The sequence below is a fragment of the Candidatus Hydrogenedentota bacterium genome (genome assembly GCA_035416745.1).
GTDB lineage: Bacteria > Hydrogenedentota > Hydrogenedentia > Hydrogenedentales > SLHB01 > UBA2224.
The window spans coordinates 1-11,171 of record DAOLNV010000121.1 but is presented as its reverse complement, the minus strand read 5'-3'; the positions used below and the strand labels follow the sequence as shown (position 1 = coordinate 11,171).

Below are 11,171 nucleotides of genomic sequence, written 5' to 3'. Positions count from 1 at the left end.
CATGAGTTCTCTTCCCGTCTCGGACTCCTGGCCGAGCAGCAGCTTATGGCCTTCGCCGCTCTCGAGGGTGACGTCGATGGTCACTTGGGGCGCAAATTCGGCAGGCGCCTTGCCAAACAGGATCTGGTCGGCCTGGAGGTCCGCGATGGCATCGGCGACGTCTTCCGCCGCGTCCGCATTGGCTTCCGCGTCCCCAAGCATCCACACATTGCTCTCATTTCGCGCAAGGATGATTGGCTCGCCGGCGGCGGGAGCGATAGTGATCGTCTTGATGTCAGCGGCGTCTTTCGCGAGCAGCGCGCGCTTGTAGAGGTTCTTCGGCTCGACCAGGATTTTCCCGACATCGCCTTTGGTCATGGCTACGACGGCGCCGCCGTCCAGTCGCGCGTAACTGCCGTCGATGGAGCGGGACGGACCGCCAATCTCAAGCACGTGGGCCTGCCCATCGCTCGTAGAGAAGGTGATCCGGCGGACGGGTTCCCCGAGAGGCGCCGAATCGGTGTAGTCCGAAGCTTTCCAACCCGCCAACGCGCCGGTTAGGGTCGAGATCGCCGTCGTATCCGCTTCGAGGTCGGCCTTGGGCTCGGCAACGGTCCAGTCGGCGCCCTCTTTGGTGAGCACGACCTTGGCATCGGGCAGTTCCATTTCGACACGGGCAAGCGTTTCCTTATCGAGGCCGAGGGTCTGCAGGTTAAACAGGTCGGAGCCTTTCGGGAACACCTTGCCAAAGACATAGGAAGACAGTTTATAGATCACCGGCTCCTTGGCGCCGGCCACGCGCACGTAGCCGTCGGCGCTCGATGGCGGCAGCCCCCCCTCGAGGACAAGCTCCTTGTCCTTGAGGGTAAGCACGCATTTGAAACCGGGCGTTGTCAAGTTCCACTCGTCGAGTTTGGCCGGATCGACGATTTCCGTGGCTGTCAAGGGATTGAACGCGCCCAGGATCGCATCGAGCCCCATCTCTTTATGCGTTTGGCCAGCAACGCCTCCCGAAGCCAGCGCCCATTCGTACTGGGGGGGAGCCTGCTCCTCGGGTTTCGGCGCGGCTTCCTCGCCCGCAGCCGGTTCGGCGTTCTCGCCTTCTTTTTTCTCGGCGGGTTTCTCGCGCTTCTCGAACACGAGTTGCTTGTCGGGCATGGTGAGGGCCACTTTCGTGATGTCTTCCTTGGCGACCTTCACGACGTCCTTGTCTTCCCAGGGGCCGGGCTCGGGGGCCGCATCGGCCTCCTCGCTCCAGAGCTGGGCTTCACGGCGGAAGTTCACGTCGGACACATAGACGGTGTTTCCATCAACCGTGCGCACGAACACCTGCCCGGACTTCGGGGCCTTCCCGTTGAGGATATGGACCGCCGGCTTCTCGGCGTCGTCCGTATACGCGAGTACATGAAAGGCCTTGTCTTCGGCCAATTCGAACTCGCCGAGGTCGTCGCCGGTGACGTCTGCTGCCCGGAACTCACCATGCAACCCGGTGAGTTTCTCGAGAAACTCGTCGAGCTTGTCTTTCTTTGCCGGAGCGTTGAAGTGGCTTGTGAGCCTCCAGACATTCGGGTCTTGGGCATCGCGCTGGATAACCACCTTGTCGTCGGGCTTTGCTCCCGTATAGAGGTCAATCCGGGTAACCGCGCCTTGAGAGACGGTTTCCGGGATAAGCGCCGTCACTTTCGCCTGAAGCTGTTCCTCGATCGCAACAGGCCGGTTCTGGACCTGCTTCAGCACCACCAAGGCGGCCAGGATGGCCAGGATCACAACCAGGGGAACAAGATTCTTCCACTTTCTCATGAGACCTCTCCACAATCCTTATCGGGCCATTCCCATTGTATTACCAGGGTTGATCCGCCGTTAGTCCGCCGGCGCGCCGTTGTTCATGAAAGACATCGTGTACGCATTGCGCGACTGACGCCGCACCACGGTCACGGCCACGCCCACCGTGGTGATGACAAGGCTCACCAGCACGTAGTTCACGAATTTCCACATGTTGACCTGGCTGTCGCTGGGTTTCGAAATGGTGCGGTCCACCGCCTTCCGGCTGCGCACGTTCACCAAATCGTCGCCCAGAGTCACCGCGTCGATGCTGTTGAGAAACAGGTCCGCGTTCGAACGCTGCAGAAAATCGCTGCGGAACATCTGCGATGCGCCCACCAGCACCAGCTTGCCCGGCGCGGGGGTCAAGGGTCCCGCAGGCTCCTCTTTCTCCTCCGACGGGGGCTGGGGCGGCATGCCCGGCCGCGGCTGGGGCGGCGGCCAATCCGGGCGCGGCTGGTCCTTGTAGATGTCCGGGAACTGCCCCGTGACCAAGGCCATGAGCGGGTACCGGTCGCCCTTGGCAGGCGGCTCGAACGTTTCCTCGCTGAGTGGCGCGTTCTGGGCGACGGTCCAGGCATTGTCGCTGGTCTGCATAATGACGCGCGCCTCGAGGCCGTGCTTCTTGAGCTCTTCCTGGTCGATCGTAAGAGCCGTGCCCCACAGATAGGTAATGAAGCCCAGCCGGCTCGTGATCGAAGTCTGGTTGTCCATCTGCTCGCTGGTCACCTCGATGTGCATCGGACTGGAGATCGGCGTGCCGCCGCCCAGCAGGTTCTGCAACGGGTCATTGCTGCGAATCGTCAGCGGGAAGCTGTTGACGTCCATCAGCAGGTCGTCGTCGACGCCGAGCCCAAACTGTTCGAGCAGTTCATTGACCTGCGGGTTCTCGTCCTGGCGCGCCATGGTGATGCCGCGGCTGCTGGTCCGGTATTCCCAGAGATAGTTTTGAACCGCCAGAATGACGGACTTGCCGGAAGCCAGGGCGCGGTCGATCTCCCAGCGCTGGCGCTCGTCCAGCTGCCGCGGGTTGATGATGGCCAGCGTGTCGTACTCCTGGGGCAGGGGGCTGTCCTTGGTCAGTTCGATGCGCTGCACGTCGTACTTTTCGGATTCGAGGTAGGCCTGAAGCATGTCGTAGGGGTCGCGCTGCTCGGGAACGGGCTGGCCCATCTGCATCATAATCTGCCGCATCTGCGGGTCGATGTTGTATGCCTCTTTCGGGGCCACGAGGGCCACTACGGGTTTCTTTTCGCGCGTGAGCTTGAAAATGATGTTGATGAGACGGTACTCCAACTGCTGCACCGTTTCCGGGGTCACCTGAGGGATGATTTCCTCGGCCTCGGCCCCCAATCCCACGCCGATGCTCGAATAGATGAGTTTCTGGCTGATTTCATCGCCCGACATCACCTGTACGCCAAACGGCTCGACGCCCTTTTCGAGCATGCGCTTCTCGGTCTTGTCGGTCTGGTCTTCGTCCTTTTTCTTCTCTTCATCAAACTTGGGCGCACTGGTCATAACGTTGGCTGCTTGAAGGTATACGACATCCGGCGCGATCATGCCGTTGGACGCGACCCGTAATTCCTTGAGCTTGCCCATGATGTCCTGCTCGAGCTGGGTGTAGGCCGTGGGCATGTCGCTCTTGGGCGTGATGTAGAGATTGACCTGCACCGGGCGCTTCACTTGCGAGAGGATCCGTTTCGCCGCGGGCGATACCGTATAGATCTGGTCTTCGGTCAGGTCGAAGCGGTAAATGCTGGTGTCGATGGTCAGCCAGTTGAGGGCCATGCCGATGCCCAGGCAGAGCGCGATGGCCGTACCGAACTGCAGGCGGATGCCGGGCCGGCTGCGTCCTTCGATGTACAGCGCGTTCAGCACCAGGAACAGGGTGGTCCAACCCAGGAAATACAGCACGTCCGCCACTTCGACCACGCCGCGGATGAACGCGTTGTAGTGGTCGATCAAGCCGGCCATCTGGCTCAACGCGGAGCCCAGTCCGGGGAAGAATCCGTCAATGTAGCCGGCGATGAAGTTCGTGCCGACAAGGAATACCGCGAAACAGGCCAGCAGCGTCACGACAAAGGCCACGATCTGGTCCTTGCAGAATCCCGAGAAGAACAGCCCCATGGCCAGGAACATGGCCCCGAGGAGAGTGGCGCCCATATAGCCGCCGAACAGCACGCCGCGGTCGGGGTCGCCCAGCACCACCAGCATGAGCGGCACGGTGAACGTCGCCGCCAGCGTTATCACGTAAAACACCAGCGTCGCGATAAACTTTCCGAGCACGAGCTCCCGCGCGCGCATCGGGAAGGTCAACAACAGTTCCCAGGTGTTTTCTTTGCGTTCTTCGGCCCAGACGCGCATGGTCACCGCAGGGATGAACACGCATAGGATGATGGGCAGATTGGCGAAGAAGTTGCGCATATCGGCAACCGGGAACGTGAAAAACGAGGTCATGAAGATGCCCACGCTCATCGCGAGAAACACGATCACGAAGATATATCCGACGGGGGAAGTGAAATAGGCCCCCAAATCGCGCAATACAACGGTCTTGATGTTCTTCATCACGCCTCTCCCTTTTCACTGCTCTTCGCGGCGGCTTCGGGTTCCGTGAGCGACAGGAAGGTCTCTTCCAGGCTGAGGGGGCGCTCGGTGAGTTCACGCAGCTCCCAGCTTTTGAGCTTGGCCAGCTTGCCGATTTCACGCCACTGTTCCGAGCCCAGCTTGCCCAACAATCGGAACGTCACGAAGCCGTCGTCCTCGCCGAGAAATTCCACGCGCCGCGTGCCCTCGAGGCCCGACAGCAACCGTTCGATTTCGTTGCGTTCGCCCCTCACCGACACCTCGGCGCGCTCGTGCTTCTTGGCCCGTGTCCGCAATTCCTGGATGGTGCCGTCGCCTACGATGCGGCCTCGGTTAATGATCACAATCCGGTCCGCCGTGGCTTCGACCTCCTGCAGGATATGGGTCGAGAGGATCACGGTCTTGCCCGCGGCGAGTTGCCGGATCAACTGCCGAATCTCGATGATCTGGTGCGGGTCGAGGCCGGAAGTGGGTTCGTCGAGGATGATGATCTCCGGATCGTGTATCAAGGCCTGGGCCAGCGCGGTGCGCTGCCGGAAACCCTTGGAGAGTTCGCGAATCACCCTTCGGTACATGGGCCGAAGACCGCATTCCTCGAGGACCACGTCGGTCCGTTCACGCAGTTTCGTGCCGCTCAGGCCGCGCGAACGCGCCACGAAGTTTAGATACGACCGCACCTCCATGTCCATATAGAGGGGAAGCACCTCGGGTAGGTACCCGATGATCTTGCGCACCCCGAGCGGGTTCTCGAGCACGTCCATCCCCCCGACGGTAGCCGTGCCGCTTGTCGGGTGCAGATACGTCGTCAGGATTTTCATGGTCGTCGACTTGCCCGCGCCGTTCGGGCCCAACAGGCCGACGATCTCGCCCTGCTTGACCTCGAACGATACACGATCCAGAGCCCGTACGGGCCCGTAGTGCATAGTCAGGTTCTGTGTTTTGATCATGTCGCGAATACTCCTGAGCCTGGACCCCGCGCTCCGAAGGTCCGGGCGCGCTCCTCGTTTGCTCCATTTCCCAGCCCGCGCTCCCACGCCGGCGCCCTGTCCTTGCCCGGCCGGGCAAAACGCCACCACGACACCGGCAGATTGCAGTTTTCCCCCCGTCGGGGCACGCAATGATCGTGCCCAACCAGAGGACATGCGGGAGAGCCGGTACAATAGCACCGGTTTTCGCGTATTTGCAAGCCCTCCGGGGATATTCCCATCCGGGGGAAGGCATACCCGGGGCGTGCTCATTTGCGGCGGAATGCCTCAAATGAAGCATCCCAGCGACAATATGAAAAGCGGCACCCGTCCGTTTCCGTGGGTGCCACTCTCCGAGTTCTTTCCTGTCAGGTACTATTGGGGGATGGCTTCGGTGTCATCCACAACGAGTTTTTTGCCGTCCCAGGTGCCGCTCTTGGTCATGCCGAGAACGCTGACCGAGAACTTGCCGTCTTCGACCTTGTATTCGCCCGTGGCGCCGTCGGGCATGAGCGTCGCAATCTGACCGCCCTTGATGAGCACCTTGCTCTCATCTTGGAACTCGACGGTGAAATCGCCCAATTGCCACTTGGTGCCCACCAAGCTGGCAGTGCCTTCGGCGGCTGGGGCGGCTTCCGGGGCTGCCGCAGGCGCTTCCCCCGGCGCAGAAAGACCAGCAGCTGGTGTTTCTTCCGGAGCAGGCGCTGCGGGGGGTTCAGCGGTTCCCCTGGCCGGAGGCGCAACTTCTTCTTTGGCGCCACCGCTGCAACCAGCCATAACCACTACAAAAAGACCTACCAACAACGTCGCCAACACTTTCTTCATCGGGTATTCCTCTCTGTTAACGTAACGGCCTCAGATTTTGTCGCACCTGATATGGTTCAATGCAGACTCGAGCATGAATCTTATCATGGCGATTCGCATATTCCAAGCACTTTTCACACCGCGCCCGACAGGCCTTGCAGAGCTCGTGCCGCGCGCGCCGGATAAAGCCCTTCCGTATATGAAATCCGCGGGCCGAACCGGTTGCCGGCAGCCGCACGCGCTGTAACGCCCCCGCCGGTTCACTTGTAGTATAGCCGGGTTCAGAACAGGGCGCGAAGAGGCACACAACGCGGCGTTCCCGCAAGGCGCGCGGCCCATCGGGCCCGCACCGGCGGTTTCACATATACTGTTTGGCATTCGCGGGGGTGTCATGTCCGTGTCTTCTGTGGAAGGAGACGCGCTGACACCAATGGACCGGTGATGCCGTTTTCGATGGCGTCACAGGTTCGTGTACGCGTTCGCGGCGTGACACTCCCGAATGCCCAATAGACCGTGCGTTCTCGTCGAAGCTTGTCCGGCCGCGGCTCAAGACGCGCCGCGTGAAATACACGTCAGGCCCACTGCACGCAACCGCGGCCCGGCCGGATGAGCTTCGTCCCTTATTCCACGAATGTTGTGGATGAGCTTTCCCACAGTGTAGCGCACGGGCGCGCGAGATTCCATTTCGCCGAGCCGGCGCAAGATGCCGCGGACCGCAACATGCGCTACGGTCATGCCCGTCTCATGCTCCCCGCGTCAGGCATCGTTCTGGCGCGCGGGCCCGTCTGGAATACCCGCGGGGGCGGCGCCGGGCAAGTTTGAACCCAATCGCGCGGTTGATACAACGGGACGGGGGTGGTAGGCTATTTCCTCTGCGGGCGGCTGGCGTTCGCTCGCGGGAACCAGGTGTGTAGCGGGCAGCCGCAAGACGGCCACTGCCCATTCAGGAGGCGAGCAATGATTAGCAGACGCACATTTCTGAAGGCCGCCGCAGCATCGGCGCCGCTGATTCTCTCTTCGAGGGTGCTGGGCATGGAAGGTCCCAGCCCGAACGAGACGGTGAACGTAGGCCTTATCGGCCTGGGCGGACGGTGCCAGGACATCGCGGGAACCTGCGTCAAGATCCCCGAGGTGCGGATCGTGGCGGTCTGCGACTGCTTTCAACCGCGCGTGGACGCCTGTCTCAAGGGCGCCGGCGCGGACCGGGGATGGAAGGGCTACACCGATTTCCGCGAGATGATCGAAAAAGAGAATCTTGACGGCGTCATGGTCGAGACCACGACCCATGCCCGGGCCTGGGTGGCGTGTCATGCCATGGCTATGGGGATGGATGTCTACATTGAGAAACCCATGTGCCTGACCATCGCCGAGGGGCGCGAGATGGTCACCCTCGCTCGGAAATACAGCCGCGTCACCCAGATCGGCACACAGCAGCGCACCATCGCGCTCAACAACTGGGCCAGCGACCTTGTCAAGAACGGCGCTCTTGGAAAAGTGACCGAGGTGCTCGCCCCGAACTTCGTGGGACCGCTCCGATGGGAGCCCAAACCCGGCGAGCCGTTGCCTGAAGGCGGCAGCGACAACTGGTGGGATATCTGGACTAATCAGGCCGAATTCCGGCCGTACCATTCCCAATTGCAGCGGCAATGGGCCCATTGGTGGGACTACGACGGCGGCGGCGTCTCGTTTGGCGTTACCGGCTGGGGCACGCACAGCTACGACCAGATCCAGCGGGGACTGGGCACCGACGAGACCGGCCCGGCCGAGATCTTGCTCGAGGAAGCCGTTCAGTCTATTCCCTCCGGCAAGTTCGAGGAACGTCAACCGTCTCCGGACGAAACGGGGGCGACCTACTACAGCATGGCGCGGTTCACGGGGCCCCGGGCGAAAATTCGCATGAAGTACGCAAACGGCACGGAACTCAATCTCAGCCTTGACGGCGACTGGGGTCCGGGGCTCGGGTGCATCTTCGTTGGTGAAAAAGGCCGCATCGAGATTAACCGCGATAAGATCTCGGCCGACCCGAAGGAACTGCTGGATGCGCCCGGCAATCCCGGTCATCTCCAGGTGCCCGAGACCCAGCCGCACATCGAGAACTGGATCCACTGTATCAAGACCCGCGAGAAGTGCACGGCCGACATCGAATACGGCCAGCGCAGCTCGGCCCTGTGCTACCTCGTGAACATCGCCCGCGACGTGGGCCGGGTCGGCGAGACGCTGCATTGGGACCCCGCCGCCGAGCGCTTCACGAATTGCGACGAAGGCAACGCGATGCTGAGCCGTCCGCGCCGCGCGGGCTACGAACTGCCCGCGTAGCCGGTTTCAGGGGATGACTTTCAAGTGTATTGGCCCCGTCGTTGCCGCGCGTTGGGCGAGGAGGCCTATCCTGGCACTGCGAAAGACGCGCGCCATGTCCAGCCCGCCGGGAGCGGGCTTGCCTGCAATGTCGGCGAGGAAATCGTCGAGATAGCCGCCGGTTCGCGGGGCGAGCAGGGCGAGCTCCCGTGCACCGCCTTCGTCATCGGGCCAGAGCAGGGCTTTGTCGAGGTTGTGGCCCACTTCAACGGTTCCCTTGGCGCCTGCGACGGTGAACCGCCAGTAGGTGGGCATGGAGTATCCCGCCGCGTCGGGGCTGAAATATGAGATATCGGCCATGACCCCGCAGCCGTTGGCAAGTTTCAACATGAGCATTGCGCCGTCTTCGAAATGGGGATGCTGTTTAATGCGGCCATTCCACCCGTGGGCGGCCGTGATCTCCTCGATAGGGTATCCGGTCAGCCAGGGTACCGCGTCGATGACGTGGATGCCGATGTCGTTTATCGTGCCGCAATGTTTGCCTTCCTCGAAGAACCACATGGGACGCGACCCGTACTTCAAGGGGTGCTGGCCGAGGATATTGATGCTCAGGACCTCGCCGATGTCGCCGCGCCGGATGATCTCGCGCAGAGTCACAAAGGGCGCACCGTCGACCAGATCGAGCATGCATCCCACGCGCCGCCCCTTTTCGCGGGCGAGGGACTCGATGCGGTTCAGCTCGTCCAACTGCACGCAGAGGGGTTTGTCGCACAGGACGTGCTTGCCCCGTTCGAGGGCGCGGAACACCCGTTCGCCATGGATGCTGAAATAGTCGGCGCACGCCACGATGTCGCAGGGCGTCTCGTCGAGCATGGCATCGTACGTGTCGTGGGTTATGGCGATGCCCAAGCCTGCGAGCTGGGCACGGGTTTCAGCGTGTTCCTCGCAGGCGGCGACGATCTGGAGGTCCTTGTGGTTCCGGGCGAGATCATAAAGCCCATAGACGTGGGCGTGACGAAACCCGACGAAGGCGATACGTAGACTCACGGCATAACCCTCCCGCGCTCATCGAGCGCGTTCGACACCTTAAGGAAACACGAGTTGCCCGCAGGAATCAAGCCGGGCGAACAAGGGCCTCTGCGAAGGCGTTGAAAAAGCCGGCGTTCCGGCTCCTGGATGCGAATTTCGTCTGCACGTGCACCTGTCGCGGGGCCGGTATTCGGCGCCCCGAAGGGGCTGGCCGGAATGGTCCGGGGCGGCCGTTGGCCGCTGCCAAACCCGCGGAAAGAGGGATGCTGGCAGACACACACGCTCAAGCGCGCCCATGCGCGGCGGGGCTGGGCCGTGCCGCCGGTGTTCTTGCGCTCCCGGCCCCCGCCTTGCCGTCAAAGGACTCCAAGAAACTTGTGGTTGGCTTTCGGGAACGCGTAGCGGTCGAAGTGGGCGCGGGGGGCCCATTTCAGCTCGGTGTGCGTTCTGGGCCGGGGGACGCCCGACTCGAGGGTGCACCGGTAGACGTTGAGCGTGACTTTGAAATGCGAGTAGGCGTGTTTGACTACGGCAGCCAACCCGCCCACGCGGATCTCGACGCCGAGTTCCTCGCGGGTCTCGCGTTGGAGGGCCTGCGCGTGTGTTTCCCCCGGCTGCACCTTCCCGCCCGGGAATTCCCACAGGCCGCCCAGGAGCCCCTCAGGCGGCCGCTTGCCCAGAAGGAAGCGGCCCTTCTTCTCGATGGCCGCAACCACGACCTCGTAATGGGGCGTTCTGGCCTTCTTGCCCTTGACCGGGCGTTCCGATTGCGTCCCGCAGGCCGCTGCGAGACAGACTTCGCGCAACGGGCAGGCGCCGCACAACGGCGCCTTGGGCGTGCAAACAATCGCGCCGAGTTCCATGATCGCCTGGTTGAAATCGCCGGGACGCCTTGGAGACACAAGGGTTTGGGCAAGTCTCCACAGGAGGTGTCCCGTCGCCGGCCGGTCAACAGGGTCCGCGATATCACGAAGCCTTGTCAACACCCGTTTGACGTTGCCGTCGAGCACCGGCACGGCTTCGTTGAACGCAATGCTGGCAATGGCGCCCGCCGTGTAGCGCCCCACCCCGGGCAACGCCTGCCATTCCTCCGCGGTTTGGGGAAACGTGCCGCCGCGTTCATGTGCCACGGTCTTCGCGGCGCGGTGCAGGTTGCGTGCGCGCGAGTAGTATCCCAGTCCCTCCCACCGCTTGAGGACGGCGTCTTCGGAGGCTTCCGCGAGCGCATCGACGCTCGGAAAGGCGGCCATGAACCGTGTGAAATAGGGCGTCCCCTGGTCGACACGGGTTTGTTGCAGCATGACCTCAGAAACCCAGATAGCATAGGGATCCCGCGTGTTGCGCCATGGCAGTTCCCGGGCGTTCCCGCGATACCAGGCGAGTAACGTGCGGCGGATGCGCCTGACAACGTTTTGTTCGATCCGATCCTGCATGGGTGAATTCCGTGTGGGCGTGCATACGCGGCGGGCCGGTACGTCCGCCGCGCGATGGCATCTACGTTGGATTCGGATTCTACGCGCACGAGCGCTCGAAGTCCATGTAAACACAGAACGGGCGCGGACACGGCGGCCCGGTCTGTTCGGTGCAGGCTCCGCCCGCGGCCTCGTGCGGCAACTGGGTCCGGTGAGCGCGTTGGCCCTGACCTGTCAAGCCATTTGCTAATCTTACCGAGGGGTGTATCGTCACGCCATTTGG

7 protein-coding genes are annotated in these 11,171 nt (G+C 62.3%); 1 reads left to right on the top strand and 6 read right to left on the bottom strand.

Features of this window, described 5'->3' with window-relative positions; all coding sequences use genetic code 11:
- The 4 genes from PLJ71_21210 to PLJ71_21195 form a co-directional block, all read right to left on the bottom strand.
- Nucleotides 1-1,779: DUF4340 domain-containing protein (locus PLJ71_21210; GenBank protein HQM51208.1), on the bottom strand; the 1,779-nt coding region annotated here is incomplete at its 3' end.
- A gap of 60 nt (nucleotides 1,780-1,839) precedes the next feature.
- Nucleotides 1,840-4,365: a Gldg family protein gene (locus tag PLJ71_21205; GenBank protein HQM51207.1), complete on the bottom strand. Its 2,526-nt coding sequence runs from the start codon at nucleotides 4,363-4,365 to the stop codon at nucleotides 1,840-1,842.
- A complete protein-coding gene (locus PLJ71_21200) occupies nucleotides 4,365-5,330 on the bottom strand; it encodes an ATP-binding cassette domain-containing protein (GenBank protein ID HQM51206.1) in 966 nt (321 codons plus the stop codon). The genes PLJ71_21205 and PLJ71_21200 overlap by 1 nt, the downstream gene beginning before the upstream one ends.
- A gap of 393 nt (nucleotides 5,331-5,723) precedes the next feature.
- Nucleotides 5,724-6,173, bottom strand: coding sequence for a hypothetical protein (locus PLJ71_21195; protein HQM51205.1), 450 nt, complete (start codon nucleotides 6,171-6,173; stop codon nucleotides 5,724-5,726).
- 936 nt (nucleotides 6,174-7,109) lie between these two features.
- On the opposite strand from PLJ71_21195, the gene PLJ71_21190 reads away from it, so the two are divergent.
- On the top strand, nucleotides 7,110-8,468 hold the full coding sequence (locus PLJ71_21190) for a Gfo/Idh/MocA family oxidoreductase (protein ID HQM51204.1): 1,359 nt from the start codon (nucleotides 7,110-7,112) through the stop codon (nucleotides 8,466-8,468).
- Between the two features lie 6 nt (nucleotides 8,469-8,474).
- On the opposite strand, the gene PLJ71_21185 is transcribed toward PLJ71_21190, so the two are convergent.
- The gene (locus PLJ71_21185) at nucleotides 8,475-9,494 is read right to left on the bottom strand and encodes a Gfo/Idh/MocA family oxidoreductase (GenBank protein HQM51203.1); all 1,020 of its coding nucleotides are present in this window, start codon (nucleotides 9,492-9,494) and stop codon (nucleotides 8,475-8,477) included.
- 338 nt (nucleotides 9,495-9,832) lie between these two features.
- On the bottom strand, nucleotides 9,833-10,909 hold the full coding sequence (mutY, locus tag PLJ71_21180) for an A/G-specific adenine glycosylase (protein HQM51202.1): 1,077 nt from the start codon (nucleotides 10,907-10,909) through the stop codon (nucleotides 9,833-9,835).
- Nucleotides 10,910-11,171: the final 262 nt, after the last annotated feature.

Excerpts from the sequence above, each read along its gene's own strand:
- PLJ71_21205 (HQM51207.1), bottom strand. The coding sequence starts at position 4,365 with ATGAAGAACATCAAGACCGTTGTATTGCGCGATTTGGGGGCCTATTTC.
- PLJ71_21200 (HQM51206.1), bottom strand. The coding sequence starts at position 5,330 with ATGATCAAAACACAGAACCTGACTATGCACTACGGGCCCGTACGGGCT.
- PLJ71_21195 (HQM51205.1), bottom strand. The coding sequence starts at position 6,173 with ATGAAGAAAGTGTTGGCGACGTTGTTGGTAGGTCTTTTTGTAGTGGTT.
- PLJ71_21190 (HQM51204.1), top strand. The coding sequence starts at position 7,110 with ATGATTAGCAGACGCACATTTCTGAAGGCCGCCGCAGCATCGGCGCCG.
- mutY (HQM51202.1), bottom strand. The coding sequence starts at position 10,909 with ATGCAGGATCGGATCGAACAAAACGTTGTCAGGCGCATCCGCCGCACG.